A 20,705-nucleotide genomic window follows, 5' to 3' on the forward strand; every position below is an offset into this window, starting at 1 on the left:
ATATCTATTTTTTTTCTGTTTCGTTTTCTGTCATTGCTTTTGAAACCACAACCATGGACGGCCTGATGAGTCTGTCATGGAACAGGTAGCCCTTTTGAAGCTCGGCAACCACGGTGTTTTCGGGATGATCGACTGATTCCTGCTGGGTCACTGCCTGGTGGAAGACCGGATCAAAGTCTTTACCCTGGGCCTCAACAGGTACAACATTAAAGGCTGTCAGAATTCTTTGCATTTCCTTGTAGGTCAACTCTATGCCCTCGAGAAGGGCTTTGCCGTCGTTCCCGTTTTTTTTGGCAGCGTCGATGGCCCGTTCCATATTATCAACCACGGAGAGGAACTGCTTTAACAAGGTTTCGTTGGCGAATTTTCTAAATTCACTCAACTCCTTGGATGACCGCTTTTTGTAATTTTCAAATTCTGCCGAAAGTCTTAAAACTTTGTCTTTCTCAGCGGTAAGTTGGTCCTGGCACTCTTCGATCTCAGATTTTTCCTGTTTGCAGGAGTTGGTGTCCGGATTTTCCCTGGCACCTTTTTTTTCTGCCTTGGGTGCTTCTTTTTTCGATTCATCAGAGTCTGTTTTTTTTACAGGTTCGTCTTTGTCAGCCAATGCAATCTCCCGGTAAAATATGTTTTTCTGCCTAAGTGTTTAATAAATTGAACAAAGCCATGATCAAATTCAGAGGAAAAGTAAGACCGTTTGGTCCCATGTCAAGATATAAATAACCGGTAAAACGCAAGGAGGAGGGAAATGGGGCAGGGGATAAAAAGAAACCCGGCTGACCGTGGAGGTATCGGACACTCCATGACCGGGATCGATCCGCGACACAGATGATATCACTTATCGCTGCTTCCTTCCGGATCTGACGAGGTTCATGACCTTCTGTTACGCAGCGACCGGTCAGAGTGCCACAATGACACTCTCCACAGTACAGCCGGGAACTTCATTTTATACCTCAATCGGGAACGGGATTCAAGGGAAAAAATTAGGGGCTCTAAAAAAAGTCGGGCAGGGATGATCAGCCGTTCGTCTGAATGGCCTTTACCACACTGCGCACCTGGGAAAAAGAGATCTGTTCCTGTTCCAGTCGCACCATTGGGGCATGGAGATTGTGCCTTAAGGTGTCATACACCCTGGCTTCGTCCGGGGTCAGCAGGGGCAGATCCCGGGTGGCCGGGGATGTCTCCCGGCCCCAGAGGGCTCGGTGGGACAGCAGTGTGGCATAATCCATGAGAAACGAACGGGTCTGGGGAAAATAGTGCCGGATCTGGTCGAGCATGGCAAACCCGTGGGTGTCCATATCTCCCCAGTACCAGATGGGTTTGTCCTGCATCCAATGGGCATTGGAGAGTGCGGACAGGCCGTATCCCAGTCCGAATATCACCAATGCCCTTGGAAAACGGGGAAAGGCAAGCCCATTGATATCATTTTCTACTATAAATATGGTGTCAGGCATTATTGGCAAATGACAGAAGTCATGTTCCGGAATCTCCATGTCAGATAAACCCATGATGGTAAAATCCGGGTCAAGGGTGCGGAACCGGATTCGGGCCGGTTTGGACAGAAAACCGAAACGGCGCTCAAAGGCTGAAGCTCCCCTGGCCTGTTCATTGACGGCTGACCCGGGAAGCACCTGGATTAAAAGTCGTGTCAGCCAAGCCTTGTGGGTCTCAATGAACTTGGTGTCCACGCCCGGGATTTCCAGCTGGCGAAGATAGATCCCGGGGCAGGGGGTCTGTCGGATGAACGACACAATGGCCAGAAGTGACGGCCATACAGTGTCGTGGGCCAATACGTCCAGGGGCCTTTCGATTAAAAGTTCGGCAAGTTCAGGGTGCAGGGCAGTGATTTCCCTGAAAAGGGATTGATAGCGCTCTGCTGCCACGGTTTTTCCAAGATAGTGAAGGATCTGGTCAAGGGTGTGGAAGATAACCGCCCTGGGTATCTGGTTCCTGCCCAGGGTTCGGTGGTTGGACTCCTGCCATTCAATGGTAAATTTTTTGAAACTCTGTTTTCCGGCATGGGCCATGAGATGCCCGATCCAGGTGCGGGCCGCATCAAATTCATGGGTAAGTTCTTTGGCGGTGGGGTGTTTCAGGGGGATGCGCAGGGGGTTAAACGGGCCGGGGCTGACGCACTGTGCCAGCAGTTGGCCGTTGTTCCATTTTTTTTCAAGTCGCTTGCGGATGTCAATGTCCCGGGTCCAGGCAGTCATGGTGTTTTTTTCTCCCGGCTGTTTCGGTACGCTTCGACACCCATGTTTCTGAGGTGGGAGACGCGACCGTCCCGGCTGTATACCAGCCCCACTGCAGACACATAGGGCTCGATGATATGGATTTTCTGAAGGGGGGTGACAATGAGCAGCTGGAGGTTGAGTCGTTTGAATAATTCAAGGCTGTACCGGGTGGATTCATCCGATCCCCTGCCAAAGGCCTCATCAATGGCCACAAACCGGAAGGTCCTGGAACGGACCGCTCCCCATTCCAGGCCGAACTGATAGGCAAGGCTTGCGGCCAGAACCGTGTAGGCCAGTTTTTCTTTCTGCCCGCCGGATTTCCCGCCTGAATCCGTATAATGCTCATATTCAGTGTGATCTTCCTGCCAGCGTTCAGATGCGGCAAACACGAACCAGTTCCGGACGTCGGTGACCTTCTGGCGCCATCGTTTATCGATATCGCTTGTGCCCTGCCTGCCCCGGAATCGTTCAATCAACAACCGTACCTGGAGAAACTTGCCCTCGGAATAGTGATCTTCGGTCGACCCTGTCAGGGCGTCTTCGGTGCAGGCCCTGAGTTGCTGCTGGAAGTCCCGGATATCGACATCCGGGTTGAACTGGTCCTCAAGAACAATATAGCGGCCGGGGTTGTATTCAATCTCTGACAGGGAAAGGTTGATCCGTTCAATGCGTTCCCGGATGGTTTCTCTTTCCCGCATCAGCTGGGACTGGAAGTTTGCCACTTCCCGGATGGTGTTCTCATTGAGCAGTTCCTTGAAGCGATGTTCAAACCTGGGCAGGTTGTCGGTTTCAAGCCGGGTAAGCATTTCCTGATATTCCAGACCCGAGGCCAGGGTGTCATCCACCTCCCGGGTTTCCAGGGGAAAATCGTTGCGGAAGCTGTGCATGGCCTTTATGATACGACTTTCTATGGTTTTAATCCGGCTGTCCAGGTTGTCGAGCTTGCCCTGGATGATCTGCCTCAGTTGTTTTTCCCGGCCGGCGCAGGATTCAATGGTCAGGGTGTGTTTCTCAAGCAGATTGCGGCGCATCTCTTCCAGGCGCTTGAACACAGTCGATCTCTGATCTGTTGCCATGTCCCGGGCAGGCTGCATGTCTGTCTCGCAGGTCTGGACGTCCAGGTTTGCCTGGTGCTGTTTTTCCTCGTTTTTCGACCGAAAATCCCGGGTCTGCACAAGGCTCTGTTCCGTGGCATTGATTGTTCCCTGGAGGGTCTCAAGTTGAAGGCCCAGGGTTTTGAGGAGGTTGGAAGCCGCCTCCAGTTCTCGTTTTTCCTGGTCCAGGTGGGAGAGTTCCAGGGTGACTGATTGCCAGTCAAGATCATTGAATGTTCTGTATTCGCCGATACGGATCAGGTCGTTTCGTTGTTCCTGGACCTGTTTTTTTTGGGTGTCCAGGTCTGACATCCGGGCGGCCAGGGTTTGCATGGTTTGTTCCATTTCCTGGCATCGCAACTTCAGGGTCTGGATCTTGGCCGTGTTGGTCCAGCCCAGAATATAGTTGGACCTGTCTTTGATGTCTTTTCTGTCGTCCTTTTCATGGCGTTTGCCGCCTGATTTGATCTGGCCTGCCTGGGTAACGGCCATGGGTTCCCGGTGGAACTGATGGATATCGGTGCAGCAGGCATAGTCAAAGCGGCTGGCCAGCTCATGTTCCAGCCATGAATAAAAGATGGAATCGGGTTTGATCGACAATTTTACAGCAAGGGAAGCCGGATGAAGGGCAACCCCCTTGTTTTGAACCTCCGGGTGCACCAGGTAATACACCAGCCGTCCTTTCAGTTGGGTGACATCGACCCAGGCCGTCACAGCCTTGTAATGGTTCCTGGGGACGAGCAGGGAGAGTCCGAAATTGTGAAGCAGGCGTTCGGCTGCACCTTCCCATGACCTTTGATCTTCCCGTACCTGGATCAACTCCCCGGCAAAGGGCAGCTCTTTTTCAGCAATTTTAAGGTGGGTGCACAGGTCTTTCCGGATTTGAATCTGGCGAACGTGGATATTGCTCTTCCGATTTGACAGGGATTCAAGTTCCAGGGTCACCTCCCGGTGGCGTGATGTGAGTGCCCTGAATTCGACCTCGGTATCCGTGCGCTGGTTTTGCAGGTCAGCCTCTTTTTGGCCCAGGGCCTGCTGCTGGTCCTGGATCTGCTGGGCGTTATCGTAAAAATCATCCGGGGTGGCCGCCGGTTTAAGGGGGAGATTTTGTATCAGGCGGGCATACCGGTCAGCCTGGTGCCGGCGTTTTTCCTTTTCCCGGCCCAGGCGTTCCATGTCCGAGCGGATACGCTCCAGGCGGTCACCGCCGTTGTCTGCAATGTCCTGCTTTAATCGATCCCGTTCGCCGGTTTCTTCCTGGTGTTTTATCGTCAGGGTCTCGATTTTGTGGTCCAGGCGTTCCTGTTCCTGGAGCAGGTTTTTTATCCTTTTTTTGAGCAGGGCACGTTTGTGGAATGCGAAAAAGGGGGTCAGGGCCTCCCGGCATTCCCGAAGGCCGGTTTTTTCATCCAGGAGAACACGCTGCTGCCCGCAGTCTTTAACCAGGGGCGTCAGGCGCTGGATCTGGGCTTTTGCCTTGAGTACGGCATCATGGGCACGGTTCAGATCGTCAAAATGATGGATCAGGGACTCAATGCGGGGGGCCACATCAAATGATTCGAGCATATGCTCCCGAACAAAATCCGTGAGGTTTCCCACGGATTTCATGGATACGGTCTGGTGAAACAGGTCCATGGCCTGTTCGTTTTCAATGCCGAACCGCCGCCTGAATGCTGCGCCATACTTGGGAAAGGTGTCAAAGATCTCCACACTGGACAGCTTTTTAAGCCGTTTTTTCAGCCGTCCGATATCCGGTCCAAAGTCACTGAAATGACTGGTGATGGACAAGGGTTTGTCTGCGACCAGGTAAAATCGCTCTGGTTGCCCCTGATTGTCCTTGATCCAGAACACCTGGGCCAGGGTTACCTCCTGGACAAAGCCCTGGTTCTTGAACACCCCCAGGATCACGGAGAAACTGTTGTTTTCCCTTAGAACAACTGGTTTTGCCGCATGGCCGATGTCGCTTCTTTCGGACTTGTAGGATCCCTGGACATAGGAGCGCAGACTGCGTTCCCGGGTATCGGCCCCGGCAGCTTTGTTATAGGCTACCCGGTGGGCTGGGACCAGCAGGGTTGTCACTGCATCCACCAGGGTAGATTTGCCTGAACCAATGTCTCCTGTGAGCAGGCCGTTCCGGCTGTTGAGCTCCAGGCGCCACACCTTTTTATGGAAGGTGCCCCAGTTGTAAACCTCCAGGGTCTGGAGGCGGAATCCAGCCAGGGCGTCGTCCGTTGAAAAGTCGAGCAGTTCCTGTTCCATCAGTTTTCATGTCCCTGGTCGTTAGAACCTGCCCCAATGGTTTCACGGTATTGGTTGAGCCGTTCATCAAAGTCATGGAGCCATTGGGCATCCACAAAGGCCTTGAGGATGCGGATTACTTCAATCTTGTCGTTTCGACCTTTGAGGCGGCGGATGAACCCCAGGTCGGCAATTTTGTTCAGGTGGCTGTTGATCCTGTCCACGAGGCGGGCCTCGTTGCCGCCGGCAGGGAAAAACACCTTGACCATATCTGTAATTTCTTCCACGGACAGGATGAGCCGGGTCTCTTCCCCGGATGAATCATTCTCCGCCAGTTTTTTGCGCAAAAGGGCAATGATAAGGCTCACGGGATAGGATAATTTTCTGCGGCCCACCAGCCGGGGAAGGGGCTCTTCGCCCTCCAGGGGCTCTCGGGTTTTCAGCCAGGCATAGCCTTCTGATGCATCAACAATCAGTTCCAGGCCCAGGACCTGAACGTAATCCCTGAGTGCGGACTGGCCGTCTTCAAGCTGCTGCCACAACCGTTCATCATTTTCCCGGAAGACCACCCCTTTCATCAATGCGATCACCGGTTTTGACATGCTTTCCAGAAGGATGTCCATTAAATCCACCGTTTACCTGTTAAAAATTACCGCACAAAATTGTGCCCCACGGGTCACCCCGCGTTTATCTGTCCATGATACCCTGTGGTTTCGGGATTCGTCAAACAATGCCTTTTCATCATCCCCGGCCAGGCTCAGGTAGGTGACAAGTTCAGCCAGGCCCTGTTCCAGGGGGTGTGCTTCAAGGATCTGTTCAAGGGTCACCTGGTCCTGGGTTTGAAGGCAGTTGCGGATAATCCCCTTTAATTTGAGCCGGTCCACAAACACGGCTGCATGGAGAATATCCGAAGGGATATCCGACCCATCCCCCAGGGAGACAATCTCCTCGATCACCGGTTTTACGGGAAAGGTGTAAAGGGGACGTTCCATGGGCAGCCAAACCCCGGGAGAGGATTCGTCAATGGTCATGAAATCGTTTCCAGGCAGGTTGTTCTTGATTTGAACCCCCTGGCTTTCAATGCTTTGGATCACCTGCATGATCCGTCGGTTTTCAAGGAACGCCTGATCGTCCAGGTAACGGCGCAGCTGCCCGGACAGTTTGGCTACGGTTCGCTGGGTCTGTTCGCCGGCTTCCAGCCAGTCATAATGAATTCGTTTCAGCCGCATGTCCGGAGATAGCTCTTTGACGGCCCCGAGTTCAAACACCTTATGGAGCAGGGTGGATAATTCATCCTGCCGGGTCGGTGACATCAAAAGGTCCCAGAAGGCATTGAAGCTTTTTCCCTGGTCAGATTCGGCAATAACATCCCTTTCTCCAAAGAAATTTTCGAGCAGGGTTCCCTTGCTGCCTTCCCACAGGGCGATCTGCTCCCGGGTTTTTTGATCCAGGCGTCTGAAATTATACTCAACCTCCCGGAAATCACCCAGCAGTTCCCGTGCGGTCTTGTTGATCAGCAGAAATCGGTCCTTGAGGGCCGTGTCATCCAGCATATCCATGTGACCTTCCCGGACACGGGCAAGCTGGGCGTCAATTTCCGCCTTTTGTCGTTCAAGTGACTGTATCCTTGAACGGGCGTCCAGCTCTGTGCCCTGGACCATCTGGTGCAGGAGATCGAAGATGGTCATCAACCTGGATTCCGTACCGATAAAGGGGCTTTGAACCAGGTTTTCAAGCCAGGCCAAGGCCTTTTCCACCCAGGGCATGAGGTCATAGTGTACCTCATCGGATCCCTGGGGATAAAATTTTCTCAGCCATCCCTTTTCCTGGCTGGCCCATTCGTCGAGGTAGGCTTCGGCCCGTCTGGGAAAGGCGTCCTGGCCTTCGGTTTCCCGCAGGGTAAACAGATAATCCTCCAGGGCTGATGCAAGATCTGCCTGGCCCATGCGTCTGCGGTTGGGTGCAATAAAGATTTTATGGACAAAGCCGGCAATCAGGGGACTGTGGTCTGCCACCAGCAGTTTCCATGCCGGGTGGTTTTTCCGCAATGTCTTTAACGTGGAATAGTCCAGTGCCATATCTTCCTTTCCCTGTTTGCCGTCCCTGCAAAAGCCCCATGGTATCAGGCTTGCAGGGTGTTGTTGGATTTCCAGGGGCAGGTTTCTTGATTGCCTTTACACCTGAAAGTTGCATTCTTTTTGTAATGGGGTGTTGCTAAAAAGGCAATCAAAAAAGCCTGCCCCCATTGAACCAGCAACTACCGGATGGCTGAGGTCGAAGTATAGCGACCTATATTTTTGTATATTAAGAAATGGACGACATTATGATCAGGGCCTATTTTGTCTTTTTTTGAACGGCTTTTGTAATAATCTATCATTGACTGAACGGAAAATTAATGTTGGTTGATCCTACTAAAAATTTTGAGTATTATTTCCTGTGTAAATAATTGTGCAATTATCATAAGGAGAAACAACGATGCTGTACAGAAAAATACCCAAGACAGGGGACCGGCTCTCCATACTTGGTTTCGGCTGCATGCGCCTTCCGGTCAAGGCTGGCAGAATTGATGAAGCGCGGGCAACCCGCCAGATCCGGTCTGCCATAGACAGGGGCGTTAATTACCTGGATACGGCGTGGCCCTACCATGGGGGGGAAAGCGAGCCTTTTCTGGGACAAGCCCTGGCCGGTGGATACCGGGAAAAGGTTAACATTGCCACAAAACTTCCCTCGTGGATGATCAAAACGACTGAAGATATGGACCGTTTCTTTACCGCTCAGCTTGAGCGACTGAACACGGACCATATCGATTATTACCTGCTCCACGCCCTTGCCGGTGGGGTGTGGGACAATTTGTGCCGTTTGGGGGTCATGGCGTTTCTCGACAGGCTGAAGGATCAGGGACGCATCCGGAACGTCGGTTTTTCGTTCCACGGTACGGTGGCGGATTTTAAGCGAATTGTGGATGCGTATCCCTGGGAGTTCTGCCAGATTCAGTACAACTATCTGGACGAAGAGAACCAGGCAGGCACCGAGGGCCTGGAATATGCCGCACAAAGAAACCTTGGCATCATTATCATGGAACCCCTGCGGGGCGGCAACCTTGGCCTGCCGGAACCGCCCCCTGCCATTGCACCGATCTGGAAGGCGGCAAATATAAACCGAACCCCTGTGGCCTGGGCACTTCGCTGGATCTGGAACCGTCCCGAGGTAACGGTGGTGCTTTCTGGAATGAACGAAGAGGCCCACCTCAAAGAGAACCTGGCCATTGCAGAAAAGGCCCTGGCCAATTCCCTCGACCCGGCGGAACTGGCGGTTGTGGCCCAGGTGAGCCAGAAATACAAAGAATTGATGAAGGTGGGCTGCACGGGATGCGGATATTGTCTTCCCTGCCCCCAAGGGGTGTCAATCCCGGGCTGCTTTGAGGTGTACAATAAGCTTCACCTGTTCGGCAACACCGAAGAGGCAAAGTTCATGTACGCCGTTCGCATGAGCGGAATGCTCAAAGACGGTGAACCCGCCTATGCCTCCCTGTGTGTCGAGTGCGGCGAATGCCTGGAGAAATGTCCCCAGCACCTTGAAATTCCGACGTTCCTTGCCAATGTCGTAGAAGAGCTGGAGGGGCCAGATCTCAAGGAGAGGGAAGCCATGGCAAGGAAGGTGTTTAAGATTAGTTAATGTTTGAACGAAAATTCACCCCCCCAGCTGCGTTAAAGAGTTCAGGCGACCTGGGCCGGCAAGGAATTGTGTGGTTGAGCGGGCTTGTAAAAAGGCGATACTAGGACGACTGAAAACATAATCTTTCCAGATTTAGAATCTTAGCAGGACCGGATACGGTTGTGCCGTATACATAGAATGGCTTTTGGTATGTTTGTGAAAGAGAGATTAAATAGGACAGTGTATTATTAACCACGGTAGATCCTGTAGCTAAAATGACATCACATCGTTTAAAGATTTCTTCCTGCATTTTCCGACCGTCCCAGATGGTCACACCGTATTTCACCTTGCCGACATTCACCTCGTCCAGGTCTGTTACCTTGACATTACAGGGGGGGACTTTTTTAGAGAAGTTATCGATTATTGCCGGCTGAAATCCAATGATTCCAACGCGGACATCAGCGCCATACTTCTCAATAATGGTTTTTTGTATTTCTCCAGCACATAATTCCGGGCTTTCGTTCTTGCAATGAATTGTTTTGTCGACCACGCCCAGGTGGCGCATGACAGCATTCAGCGTGGCAATAAAAAGCGCACGTTCACCATTGTCTGCCAATTTCAGATTCAGTATATCTTTAACCCTGCCTGTAAAATTCTTAGGGGCATCGGTAAACGCCTGCCCCAAAGCGCCTTTAAAATCAGCCTGCATCAAGTATTCTTTTCCCTGAAGCAGGGGATAGTCCTTTCTTTCCGTTTCGCCGATTGCCTCTTTGGGGGTCAAAATTTTAGCCGTGATTTTGACCTGGCTTTCCAAAAGTCCGGTTTCCCCGGATAAATCAACCAGCGCTGTTTTCAGTTTCTCATACATATTGTTTCTCCATTATCAAATCAATCAGGGTTTGATTCTCCAGCAGGCCTTTCCCCGCCATTGTATACCGCATTGATTGCGGTTTCAACCAGGCCTTTTGTTTCTCGAACGTTGATACCATTTTTCAACAAGGCTTTTCTAGGCGTTTCGCCGATTCCGTTGACCAGCAGCGTTCCGCAGTCTGCAAGACGATCGGCAAGGGTTTCCCATCGTTTTATGCCGCCGCCGGGCTCAGGGGTCAAACGCGTCTCCAAAAGGGTGGCACAGCCATTGTTATTTCTGTAAATCAACAGCCGGGAGGCTTCGCCAAGATGCTGATTTATGTGCACCCCTCCTGAACTTGCCACCGCCACATAGGGCCTGAGTTTTTTTGTTCTGACAGGCTCCAGGGGTTTGGCCAGTTGCGCACACTCATTCAACCTTGTCATCAATCTTTCACTTTCTTTATCCCCCAGACATCCGACGGCATCCGCACGGCACCGGACGCAATGTTTCATTTGTGTGATATACTGGCCGGCTTTTGTACGCACCTGGCTCAACAGTTCTTTTGAGGGTTCGGGGATATCGGCAAAATGTGACTCTTTGGTCTGATAATAGGGTATGCAGTTGAAAATATCAACGCCCAGTTCCCCCATCCGTTTTGCCACAGCTTCGATGTGGCCTTCATTTTTACCGGGAATCAGTATTGTGTTGACCTTAACGGTTATATTGTGTGCCTTGAGCTTTTTGATCGCTTCAATCTGTTTGTCCATCAGTATGGTTACGCCTTCTTTGGCCCGCCTCACTCTTTTTTTGTAACGCACCCAGGCATAAATTTTGGCGGCAATATCCGGGTCAACGGCATTCACAGTAATGGTCACATGGCCGACATTCAAATCGGCCAGTTCATCAATATACGGACCGATGCCCAGGCCGTTGGTTGCCAGGCACAACATGATATCTGGATATTTTTCCCGGACCAGCCGCAGTGTCTGCATGGTCTCCTGGGGATTGGCAAAGGGATCTCCAGGACCTGCAATACCCACAACTGAAATATTTTCTTTCTCCTCAAAAACATACTCAAGATACGCCATTGCCTGGAAGGGTGATAAAATTGCACTGCAGACCCCGGGACGGCTTTCGTTGACGCAGTCAAACTTGCGGTTGCAATAATTACATTGAATGTTGCAGCGGGGCGCTACCGGGAGATGTACACGCCCAAACTTGTGGCGAACCTTTGCGTTAAAGCAAGGATGATTCATTTCACTTAGTTTCATTTCTGCTTCCTTACTATGCATCGAAAAATTTCAGTACGATTGATTGGTACCTAAAAGCTGCATGTTCTTTTTATACTGGGCTGCAAAGTTGCTTTGCTTTCATTTCGAAAACCATACAACGCAATTAACATGCCTAATGGGGCTGATCGATGATGCTTAATTTGTTAACCTTTAATATCAATACAAAAAAGGTCTCATACATCTACGTAATAAAAATAAGCTTATATTTAAAAAATACATTTATGTTTTTATATCAGTGTCTTTATACGTAAATGTAATATAATATTGTGTCTACCAATTTACATCAGCGGTCATAAAAATATGGAATTACAGATTTTATGTTTACGGTTTTATTTTTGCAAAAACACAAAAACAGGGGTATCCTCCATGGATGATTGATACCCGGCTTTTTTCTGGAAAAGAAGAATGGGATGCCTATGTGTCCCAAAATGACCAGGGGGTTTTTTCCCACCTGCATGGCTGGGGTGAAACCCTGGTATCGGTCTATGATCTGCAGATTTTTCGCCTGGTGGCCAGGGACTCGGAAAAACACGATGCAATTGTGGGCATATTGCCGCTTGTTTTTTTCCCTGCACCGGGTCGGGATCCCCGGTTGGTTTCGTTACCTTATAGTGATGCCGCAGGAATTCTTGCAGACAATGCCGTTGTCCAGGAAAAACTGCTCGTGGCAGCATTGGGCCTGGCAAAAGACCTCAGGGCAGATCACCTTGAGCTTCGCCAGCCGGGAGGGCTTGCCATCCCCAAACTAAACAGCTGCCTGACCCATACACCTAACCGGTTTAAGGTCGGTTTAACCCGTAGCCTGCCGGACACGGAAGAAGAACTCTGGTGTGATATTGGTGCAAAGGTTAGAAATCAGGTGCGAAAGGCCAGAAAAAGCGGGGCTGAAATCATTGTTGGCGGGTCTGAGCTTTTATCTGAATTCTATGGGGTTTTTTCTGAAAATATGCGGGATCTTGGATCGCCTGTCCACCACAGGATGTTGTTTGAACAGATGGCCCGGAACCTGAAGGAGCAGATGCAGATTCTGGTTATAACCAAGGAAGGCATCCCCGCTGCAGTGGCCATGGTTTTTCTCCACAACTCAACCCTGTTCAACCCCTGGGCCTCATCACTGCGGCGATACCGGCCCGATTGTCCCAATATGCTGCTCTATTGGGGAATGCTGTCCCATGGAATCACAAAGGGATGTCGCCGGTTTGATTTTGGCCGTTCATCTCCCCATGCTTCCACCTGCCGTTTTAAGTGCCAGTGGGGGGCTGAATTCCAGCCTTTGACCTGGCATGTCTTTTCCCGGACAACCCGGCCATGGAAGCCGGAATGTGAAACCCTTGTTGATGAACAATGGAAACGCCTGACCATTGAAAAGTCCCAGATGTCTGGCCCAGCCATCAGGCGGTGGATCAGCCTCTAGGCCCATGTTCAGGTGAGAAGACAAAATATATGGAGGGTTTATTTTGAGTAGGAGCCTCAGGGGAAGTGATGGTGAATAGGATTCAGTCCGGAGATATTACAGTCTCTCTGCCCATGCCGGTTTTTCTGGTCATCGAGGATGTTGGCTGGTGGCAGGGATTTGATGGATCTTCCTGTCAAGAGCCCTATCGTAACGATCTGATAAGACCCCACTGCCTTGAAGATTACCAGGCCCTCGCCCATCTGGCGAAAAGGCTTTCCATGAGAATTGTCCTTGGAATGGTGCTGTGCGAATGGGACAGGACCGATTTTTTAAAAGATATTCCCGGGGCTACCTGGATGGGCAGGTCATGGAATAATCAGAAAAACAGATGTCCCAGCCTTGACCGTGCCGCTGATTATTTAAACGCCCATGATCATCTGCTTGAGATCGCCCTGCATGGTGTCGGGCATGAATTCTGGCATAACGGGCAGATGGAACGATCCGAGTTCCATGATCGAGACGGCAACATGAGGCCAGAGAATATCATTGTTCGTCATTTGGAAGCCTTTGGTCGGCTGCTTGATCAGAACCACATACATGCGTCTCCACGATTGTTCATCCCTCCTGCTTTGAATCATAGCTTTGGCAACCATTCGATTCAAACCCTGCTCAGGCGCTTTGGCATCGATTATGTGACCACCAAGTTTTCCCGTGCACGTCAATTTAAACGGCCAAGTCATCCGAAATTGACCTGGGAATCCGGGGTTGTGCTGCTGGAGAGAGGTTCTGCTCCAGTTGCATGGAATGTGATGGCAAGCCCCCCTGTCTGGAATGATTCCCAGCCGATTCTGCCGCTTCATTGGGGAAACCTGCTAGATGCTCAGCCGGAACGAAATCTTGAAATTGTTGATCCCTGGGCAGATATGCTGATTGCTAGAACATCCGGCCCAGACCGTATTTTGGCTGAAGATGCAGCCGACTGCTGGCGGCAGGCAGCTGCCTGTTATCTTGCTGAAATTAAAAATGAAAATAACCAGATTGTCATCGATCTGGACCAGATTCCAAGGATTGCGTCGCTCAGGGGTGTTTTTTCCATTAAAATTCAGGGTCGATCCCATGTGAGCTGGTGCTGTGCCGGCGCAACAATCGTGGAACAAAAACAGGAGCCAGAGGAATTGCTCACCCTGAAACTGCTTCCCGATCAAGGGGGAAAAAAAGTTGTTCTTTTTCCGTGGAAATCCAAAGGGTTGATGGGGTATGGGTTAAAAGATGCCGGTGAAACCGCTCAAATATTTATTCATAACGGTCATCCTCTACATGGGCTTTAAGATGACAGGGCTTTTGCTCCAGCCACAAAGATCAGTTCTTCATAATCGGGGATTTCGTTGTTTTCCAGCCCAAAGAATTTGGCCTTGTATCCCTGCTGTTCCATGATCACAGTTTCATAGGTCTTAAAGGGCCCCATGACGGCGTCCACCTTGCCGGAGACCAGGGCGGGTAAAATGGTAAATCCTACATTTATCGGGGTGTCGTTCTTGATTCCGTTGAGGTCGGCAAAGGCGTGGAGCCGTACATCCATGAGGCCAGGAACAAAAATTTTCACCGCCTGATTGACCTGTCCATTTTAACTCAAGGCCAGAATGTTGTTCTGGCCATAAAGGACACGGGTTGCGGAATTCCCGGACATTTGTTATCAAAGATATTTCCGCCTTCTTTTACAACCAAAACAGAACTGGGAAAGGAATTATTTGCCAGGGCCATCCATGACGCAGGCCATGAGCAGGCGGCTTAAAAAGAAGAATATCCAGGGATCGGGAAAATCAAAAAAAGATACATGAAAAGCAGCGACTGATATTCTAAATTAAAAACGGTAACCGTTCAAACTCCGGGCAATACCCGGTACAAAGGAGAAACATAATGCTGGTATGGAAAGGTTGGGGAATTGTTGTCCCTTTAGTTTATGTGGGTGTTGTCATTGCAGCGCGGGAAGCGTCGAGGGCAGCAGGGATTTCTGATAACATTGCCATTTGGGCAGGAGTAATCTTGTCAGCGGTACTTGTCTGGTTTGCCGGTCGGAAGCTTAATGACCCTTCAAAAGCAAAACGGGTATTTGATGCGGAAACCGGGCAGGAAATGCTGCTTTGTGACACCCATACTTTTTTTTGGATAAAGGCGGAATACTGGGCCTTTATTATTCCCCTGATTTTGGGGGCAATATTTTTAATTAATGGCTAAATTGACAGGCAGGGAAAAAGATCAAAAGGAATTGATGAAAAGATGTCTGTGAAAAAAATTATTGAAAAGTAGAGAGGGAATGTGAAACCACAGCAAATAATCATTCTCAGACACGGGCAATCTGAAGCAAATGTCAATAAAGTTCTGTATGAGGACACCCCGGACCATTTAATGGAGCTGACTGAAAAAGGCCGAAAACAGTGCATTGAATGCGGCAAATTCCTAAAATCATTATTGAATGGTAAACGGATCACTGTATGGACTTCACCTTACACAAGAACCCGGCAGACATCGGAAATTGTCCTGTCACAGGTTGACGCTGCTGAAATAAAAATAAAAGAAGACCCGCGGTTAAGAGAGCAGGAGTGGGGCAATTTTTATACCCTTGACCGGGCGATAAAAGAAAATGAAGACCGGAAACGGCATAGTTATTTTTTTTACCGGATAAAAGACGGTGAATCCGGCGCAGACGTATATGACAGGATTTCCACCTTTCTGGAAACCCTTTACCGGGATTTCATAAAAGATGACTGGACCCAGACCGTCTTGATAAGTACCCACGGCATCACCTCCTTGATTTTTCTGATGAGATTTTTTCACTGGAAATATGAGGCGTATGAGACTGCGGATCGGTTTTCAAATTGCGGTTATATTGTTTTAATGCTGAACAAGGACACCGATGCCTATTCAATTTCAATGGATAACAGGTCCGGGCAGTCAGTTGATGATATGAACACCAAGGGATAATTGGGTATGTCTTTTAAATCGGCAATCAGTGTTTTATTCCTGACGGGAGTTGCCATTGGCCTGTATTTCGCAATTGATGGCCTATTACAAGGTCCCAGTTATTTTGCAAACCGTCTGATTACCATTGAGCGGATGCACAAAAAGGAATCCCTTGTTGAAAATAAATGGGGGGAACGCAGGATTAAACGGGAGTGGGTAATGGCCTATTCCTTTCAGGGTGTTAAAAATCAAAGGCAGTATGGAACTCGGATGCTGTTTGACAACGAGCTGCCGAAAAAGCCTGAATATTATCGATCCGGGGATACCCTGGTCCACCGTATCCCGGTGCCTGAATCTCAGGGCGGCGGTTTTGGATTGAATCTCAATGTTCGCAATGGTTTGGGTATTTCGGGTTATTCTTTAATCCTGGGGGGGCCAATCCTGGTACTGATCCATTTGGGACACTTGCCCGTGGTAAGAAAGCGAAAAACACTGATTGCGTTAATCCCGGTTATTATCTTTGGCGGAGGGATTTTATTTCAGATCCTGGGGGCATTTTTATCATAAACGCTCTGGTATGCTTGAAAGGAAAATGATGGTTCGCATAAAAATAGTAGGGGCAATTTTATCAATAGTCCTCTTGGCCGGTTGTAATAATTACTATTCCGGTAATAAAAATATACAAAAAGACAAGGCATCAGCTCCCTGCAATCAACCTGCCTGGGATTTTAATCTGCACCGGTATGCCTACATTGGTGATCTTAAAAAAGTCAAACATGCCCTTAAACATGCCGCCATTAACTCAAAAGATCAAAAAAGAATGTCCGCACTGATGCTGGCAGCATTTAAAGACCGGGAAGATGTTGTTGAGTACCTTATCAACCAGGGCGCTGACTGTCATTTTCTAAGCCCTGGCGGAAGAAATATTCTCTCCTATGCGGTGCAGAATAAAAATCCAGGGCTGGTTAAAAAGTTTCTTGCCCTGAATGTACTTCCCGGCCGGTACAAGGATGGTAAAGATACATTATGGCAGGCCGTATATAGTGAAAACCTGCCTGTTCTAAACTTGCTTCTTGCGCATTTTCCCGGGGTGGACACAGCCTATGTGATCAAACCGGAAAACGATACATACCGGACGCAAACAACCTTATTGCTGCAATCAATTGAATACAGCCCCTTTGAAGTGACCCAACTGCTTGTTGAAAAAGGGGCTGACATTCAAAAAGCAAATTCAAGGGGAGAAACACCGCTTCTTTCAGCCATGAGGAACGGCAAGTATGAGACGGCAAAATATCTCATATCCAAGGGGGCAATGCTTGATGCAAAAGACAGGGCGGGAAATACCCTTTTGAGCTACGCCATGAAAGCAAAGAAAGAGGATCTGGCGTTACAGGCCATCACCTCGGGTATTCCCCTGGACACACAGGTTACCTATAAAATTTTTAAAGGAAAACCGGTTGTTTATGAATACGATATTAAAAAAGGGTGTTGAAATCGACACCTCAATTTTCGATATAAATGTTATTATTTCAAATATTTATATTGAAAAAAACCTCTGTTTAAGAGTATAGTTTTCGACAACATCACTCATCGAAACAACACAAAAAAACAGAGGTCTTATGCACACAAAAAATATCAGGGCTTTGGTCAAAAAGCAATTGAAATATAATCATCCTCACTGGAAGAATATGAAAAGGAAAGCGAAAAAAAGGCTGATCAAACAAGTGATGGATGAAGTAATAAATGGCTATGATTTTTCTCAAACGGTGACCCTTCCCATAGAAGAACTTACAGGCATTGAAGGTCAAACGCCCACAAAAGGAATCAAAACTATTGAGGAAATGGCTAAATATGTCAGCAACTTCCACAACGATAAACTTTTTGATTTCGATAAAAAAAGAAAGCCGTTTCCGGAGATAATTGATAAAGAACTGAAATTTATTGATGACCTTTTTGATGATGCAATTATCAACAGTCTTATAGCGCCTGAAGGTTATTCTCCTTGCCATAGGTATGTTCAGCCATATCAGCTTTTTCGTATGGAAATTTTGAAGGTTATAAAATATCCCGAAATCAGTTACAGGAAGTTTTGTACCGACGAGTATTTTGGCAGAGAAAGAAAACAAAACAGAAGATTTGTGAGATTGCCTTTAAACACAAAAGAGCAGATTCATCATACAGAGTTGAGCCACTTCAGGAGCCGTTTATCTTTTACAAATTTGATGAATATCCTTGTTTATATCCTTCACCATTTATATCAATCTGGTTGTTTGGCAAATTCAGTCATACATGCGATTGATTCTACTGAGCTTCCCTCGGAAATCAATTATCCACTGTGTACAGTTGAGGTTGAGGGAAAGAAAATACGCATTTATTCGGATATAGACGCTGATTGCGGCAGGCGAAGAAAGAAACGAGATAAATCACAGTACGTTATTGGTTACCGCATGCATACGCTTTCTGCAATCAATCCTTTAACCGGTCACTGTTTTCCATTGGTTTCTCTTATCGGAGCAGCCAATCATCATGATAGCCTGTTTTTAACGCCAGTGATTAAACTTGCCCAGGCATTGGGCATTGATATGAAGTTGATCACAGCTGACCAAGCCTACCACGATAGTAATGGGTCTGTTCTTGAGAAGACCGGGGTTTATGTCGTAGCACCCCCGTCTGAAAAGGCAAAATTGCCTGACAATGTTTTGGATTTTCCAGTGAGGGTAACTTGCAACGACTTTTGTGATATTCCAATGAAAATTATGGGGTGCTCAGGAAACGGTCATGAATTTGGCTGTACGGCCGCCCCTGGAGAATGCATATACGAATCAAATTGTCCAAAATATCGAACCATTGCATTTGACAATGGGTGTTTTCAACCGATACCAACTTTTCATGAGGAGGCTCAAAGGGCAATAGATATTCGCAAAAATTGTGAGCGACCATTTAATCTTATAAAAAAAAGAGAAGGCCTTGAACAGACGAGGGTAAGGAGTCAGCATGGGGTTGTTGCCCGTTCAACATTTACAACAATCGCAACATTACTGATAGAAATGGCTGATACAAGACGGAAAAGGTGCAAAAAGCAAGATGGACAACTGGATTTATTCAAGGTTGCTGGATAAACCTCGTACACGTACCTGGAAATTTGAAAGATTTTTAAACCGGTTTGCTGGCTTGCCCTGTTATTGTCTGATGTTTTTCAAATGTAACTCTGACAATGCTTTTGCAAGGGGAAAAGAACAAAAATAGTTCGCGTTACGATCCGCGTGGGCAAAAAAATAAAAAAATTCCGATCAAAAAGACAAGGTGTCTTGATAATGTGTTAAAAACAGAACCGGTTTCAACACCCTTTAAAAGAGCAAGGCCAGGCCAGCGCCATTACAATTATCTTCACATGGCTGCAGCCCATGGGCTGACACGGGTTGCTAAGGCATTGCTGGATAAAGGAGCCGATATCTCTTCTCCCAATGGAGACGTCTTTGATTTGGATGCTGCAGGCTTTGCCGCATTTTACGGCCATGCCGATACATTGAAACTCCTGCTGGATTCAGGTGCCACGCCTTACAAACGTTACACAAACAGCAATCCTGCGGGAGATTACGGGCTTGCCTATTTTGCCGGCGCTTCGGGTTCCTATACTCTTTTGAGCCTGGCTGTAATTTCTCAAAACAGAAGTGAAAAGATGATCGCATATCTGCTGGATCTGCCAGAATCCAGGCAATATGCCAAGATAGAAAAAGATCCTTTTTACATCAACTTGATGATGATGACCGAAGTTGGCCCTCCCACAATATTTAATAAAACATTGGTAAAAATGAGGGAATGGGGATTTAAAAACAGTGAGGCCCTTGACCGGAAATACAAAAATGAGATTCAATCCCCTAAAGATGAAACGCCTGTTGAAAAGAAAACCACAAAGGATTTGATTCTTGAAGCCCTGAAGCAAGGGGATCTGGAAAAATTAAAAGAAATAAAAAACAGGGGGGTCAATATCCCCGAAAATTGCCCGAATGCGGCATTTTATGCTGTTTCCTTTGACCAGGAAAATCTTATTTTGCCTTTGATTGATGATTTTGAAATTGATATTAACAGAACCGATAAAAATAGCCGTAACCAAACCATTGTAAATAGGCTTGCAAAATTCTACCAACCTAGACCCTTTATCACAAACAAAGAACTTTTCATGGGCCTTGTGGACAGGGGGATGGATATTAACATTGCCCCGGAAGGCATAACCCCTCTGACGGATATAATAGATGATTTTGACAGGGATCCGGACTTGGCGTTTATTAAAGCAATGATTGACCGGGGTGCTGATTTCGGGGATCCGGCCTTTGCATTAAAACGGATATATACGCTTTACGATCATGGTACCTATACTCTTGTCGTAAATGATCCGCTTTTTCAGCCGGTAATGGAAAAGCTATACCGTAATTCAGACCTGGCTGATGTGGCAATAGACCTGCTTAAAAAACGAGATCCCATTACCTATGAACCCAAATACCCGGAACGGGTTGAAAAATTGATGGAGATTGCCTATTGGAACTCGTATGCCTTTGACCACTCAAAGCTTGCAGACTATGCCAAACAAAAAGGGTATGAAGATTTTCACAGGGTTGTCATTTTTTATAAGGGGAGTGGCAATCAAGACGCTTATTGAGATCAGGCTTGATCTGATTGATTCAGCCGATAAAGGCACCCATGATAAATAAAGCATCATGCTAACATTTATCTATTCAAGGTTGGGACTTTTTTGGGCGCTGATATTTTTTGCGGCGGTTATTTTTTGGCTGAGAAAAGAGATCTCCCGAAAAAATAAGTCCTACGGCATGATGGTGAACAGCCCTATGTTACCGGCGATTCCAGTTGTCAGGCAGCTGTGCTATGCATGGTGGCTTGTTACGGGAATTTATCCTTCAAGCAGGAGGTCTATCACCAGGCACCGAAACCCGATCCAATTCCGGTTTTTATCCGCCAGCCTTCACT

General features: G+C 48.1%; 17 protein-coding genes and 1 other RNA gene. 9 read left to right on the plus strand and 9 right to left on the minus strand.

The window, feature by feature from the left end; genetic code table 11:
• Positions 1-4: 4 nt before the first annotated feature.
• The 6 genes from grpE to HRM2_RS02010 all read right to left on the minus strand — a co-directional run bounded on the left by grpE (position 5) and on the right by HRM2_RS02010 (position 7,644).
• Positions 5-607, minus strand: a complete 603-nt coding sequence (gene grpE / locus HRM2_RS01990) for a nucleotide exchange factor GrpE (RefSeq protein WP_012662771.1) — start codon at positions 605-607, stop codon at positions 5-7.
• A 196-nt stretch (positions 608-803) separates the two neighbouring features.
• Positions 804-900, minus strand: an RNA gene (gene ffs / locus HRM2_RS25785) — signal recognition particle sRNA small type.
• 116 nt (positions 901-1,016) lie between these two features.
• Entirely contained in the window at positions 1,017-2,213 is a 1,197-nt protein-coding gene (locus tag HRM2_RS01995; RefSeq protein ID WP_012662772.1) for a DUF3322 domain-containing protein, read from the minus strand.
• Complete coding sequence (locus HRM2_RS02000) at positions 2,210-5,587, minus strand: ATP-binding protein (protein ID WP_012662773.1); 3,378 nt, start codon at positions 5,585-5,587, stop codon at positions 2,210-2,212. The genes HRM2_RS01995 and HRM2_RS02000 overlap by 4 nt, the downstream gene beginning before the upstream one ends.
• Entirely contained in the window at positions 5,587-6,189 is a 603-nt protein-coding gene (locus HRM2_RS02005; RefSeq protein ID WP_012662774.1) for a DUF4194 domain-containing protein, read from the minus strand. The genes HRM2_RS02000 and HRM2_RS02005 overlap by 1 nt, the downstream gene beginning before the upstream one ends.
• A 12-nt stretch (positions 6,190-6,201) precedes the next feature.
• On the minus strand, positions 6,202-7,644 hold the full coding sequence (locus tag HRM2_RS02010) for a DUF3375 domain-containing protein (protein WP_012662775.1): 1,443 nt from the start codon (positions 7,642-7,644) through the stop codon (positions 6,202-6,204).
• A gap of 397 nt (positions 7,645-8,041) precedes the next feature.
• Here HRM2_RS02010 and HRM2_RS02015 point away from each other — a divergent pair, with 397 nt between their 5' ends.
• Entirely contained in the window at positions 8,042-9,241 is a 1,200-nt protein-coding gene (locus HRM2_RS02015; RefSeq protein ID WP_012662776.1) for an aldo/keto reductase, read from the plus strand.
• A gap of 100 nt (positions 9,242-9,341) precedes the next feature.
• Here the strand turns inward: HRM2_RS02015 and HRM2_RS02020 are convergent, their stop codons facing one another.
• A complete protein-coding gene (locus HRM2_RS02020; RefSeq protein WP_202944681.1) occupies positions 9,342-10,034 on the minus strand; it encodes a Rossmann-like domain-containing protein in 693 nt (230 codons plus the stop codon).
• Between the two features lie 74 nt (positions 10,035-10,108).
• Positions 10,109-11,344 carry a radical SAM protein gene (locus HRM2_RS02025; protein WP_012662778.1) on the minus strand — a complete coding sequence of 412 codons (1,236 nt, stop codon included), beginning with the start codon at positions 11,342-11,344 and terminating at the stop codon, positions 10,109-10,111.
• A 391-nt stretch (positions 11,345-11,735) separates the two neighbouring features.
• Here HRM2_RS02025 and HRM2_RS02030 point away from each other — a divergent pair, with 391 nt between their 5' ends.
• Together HRM2_RS02030 and HRM2_RS02035 are read left to right on the plus strand one after the other, a co-directional pair.
• Complete coding sequence (locus HRM2_RS02030; protein WP_012662779.1) at positions 11,736-12,779, plus strand: GNAT family N-acetyltransferase; 1,044 nt, start codon at positions 11,736-11,738, stop codon at positions 12,777-12,779.
• A gap of 68 nt (positions 12,780-12,847) precedes the next feature.
• Positions 12,848-14,089, plus strand: a complete 1,242-nt coding sequence (locus HRM2_RS02035) for a hypothetical protein (protein WP_012662780.1) — start codon at positions 12,848-12,850, stop codon at positions 14,087-14,089.
• On the opposite strand, the gene HRM2_RS02040 is transcribed toward HRM2_RS02035, so the two are convergent.
• Positions 14,086-14,364: an ABC transporter substrate-binding protein gene (locus HRM2_RS02040; protein ID WP_012662781.1), complete on the minus strand. Its 279-nt coding sequence runs from the start codon at positions 14,362-14,364 to the stop codon at positions 14,086-14,088. The genes HRM2_RS02035 and HRM2_RS02040 overlap by 4 nt on opposite strands.
• A 314-nt stretch (positions 14,365-14,678) precedes the next feature.
• On the opposite strand from HRM2_RS02040, the gene HRM2_RS02045 reads away from it, so the two are divergent.
• The 6 genes from HRM2_RS02045 (at position 14,679) to HRM2_RS02070 (ending at position 20,379) form a co-directional block, all read left to right on the plus strand.
• Positions 14,679-14,996, plus strand: a complete 318-nt coding sequence (locus tag HRM2_RS02045) for a hypothetical protein (RefSeq protein ID WP_012662783.1) — start codon at positions 14,679-14,681, stop codon at positions 14,994-14,996.
• Positions 14,997-15,077: 81 nt separating this feature from the next.
• Positions 15,078-15,743 carry a histidine phosphatase family protein gene (locus HRM2_RS02050; protein ID WP_012662784.1) on the plus strand — a complete coding sequence of 222 codons (666 nt, stop codon included), beginning with the start codon at positions 15,078-15,080 and terminating at the stop codon, positions 15,741-15,743.
• A gap of 6 nt (positions 15,744-15,749) precedes the next feature.
• The gene (locus HRM2_RS02055) at positions 15,750-16,289 is read left to right on the plus strand and encodes a hypothetical protein (RefSeq protein ID WP_012662785.1); all 540 of its coding nucleotides are present in this window, start codon (positions 15,750-15,752) and stop codon (positions 16,287-16,289) included.
• A 10-nt stretch (positions 16,290-16,299) separates the two neighbouring features.
• Entirely contained in the window at positions 16,300-17,214 is a 915-nt protein-coding gene (locus HRM2_RS02060) for an ankyrin repeat domain-containing protein (RefSeq protein ID WP_041272990.1), read from the plus strand.
• 196 nt (positions 17,215-17,410) lie between these two features.
• Positions 17,411-18,841, plus strand: a complete 1,431-nt coding sequence (locus tag HRM2_RS02065) for a transposase (protein WP_232364173.1) — start codon at positions 17,411-17,413, stop codon at positions 18,839-18,841.
• Between the two features lie 197 nt (positions 18,842-19,038).
• Complete coding sequence (locus tag HRM2_RS02070) at positions 19,039-20,379, plus strand: ankyrin repeat domain-containing protein (RefSeq protein WP_012662788.1); 1,341 nt, start codon at positions 19,039-19,041, stop codon at positions 20,377-20,379.
• Positions 20,380-20,705 lie beyond the last annotated feature (326 nt).

Source organism: Desulforapulum autotrophicum HRM2 (genome assembly GCF_000020365.1).
GTDB classification, from domain to species: domain Bacteria; phylum Desulfobacterota; class Desulfobacteria; order Desulfobacterales; family Desulfobacteraceae; genus Desulforapulum; species Desulforapulum autotrophicum.

Excerpts from the sequence above, each read along its gene's own strand:
- HRM2_RS01995 (WP_012662772.1), bottom strand. The coding sequence starts at position 2,213 with ATGACTGCCTGGACCCGGGACATTGACATCCGCAAGCGACTTGAAAAA.
- HRM2_RS02045 (WP_012662783.1), top strand. The coding sequence starts at position 14,679 with ATGCTGGTATGGAAAGGTTGGGGAATTGTTGTCCCTTTAGTTTATGTG.
- HRM2_RS02000 (WP_012662773.1), bottom strand. The coding sequence starts at position 5,587 with ATGGAACAGGAACTGCTCGACTTTTCAACGGACGACGCCCTGGCTGGA.
- HRM2_RS02015 (WP_012662776.1), top strand. The coding sequence starts at position 8,042 with ATGCTGTACAGAAAAATACCCAAGACAGGGGACCGGCTCTCCATACTT.
- HRM2_RS02030 (WP_012662779.1), top strand. The coding sequence starts at position 11,736 with ATGATTGATACCCGGCTTTTTTCTGGAAAAGAAGAATGGGATGCCTAT.
- HRM2_RS02055 (WP_012662785.1), top strand. The coding sequence starts at position 15,750 with ATGTCTTTTAAATCGGCAATCAGTGTTTTATTCCTGACGGGAGTTGCC.
- HRM2_RS02065 (WP_232364173.1), top strand. The coding sequence starts at position 17,411 with ATGAAAAGGAAAGCGAAAAAAAGGCTGATCAAACAAGTGATGGATGAA.
- HRM2_RS02025 (WP_012662778.1), bottom strand. The coding sequence starts at position 11,344 with ATGAAACTAAGTGAAATGAATCATCCTTGCTTTAACGCAAAGGTTCGC.
- HRM2_RS02060 (WP_041272990.1), top strand. The coding sequence starts at position 16,300 with ATGCTTGAAAGGAAAATGATGGTTCGCATAAAAATAGTAGGGGCAATT.
- HRM2_RS02005 (WP_012662774.1), bottom strand. The coding sequence starts at position 6,189 with ATGGACATCCTTCTGGAAAGCATGTCAAAACCGGTGATCGCATTGATG.
- HRM2_RS02035 (WP_012662780.1), top strand. The coding sequence starts at position 12,848 with ATGGTGAATAGGATTCAGTCCGGAGATATTACAGTCTCTCTGCCCATG.
- HRM2_RS02010 (WP_012662775.1), bottom strand. The coding sequence starts at position 7,644 with ATGGCACTGGACTATTCCACGTTAAAGACATTGCGGAAAAACCACCCG.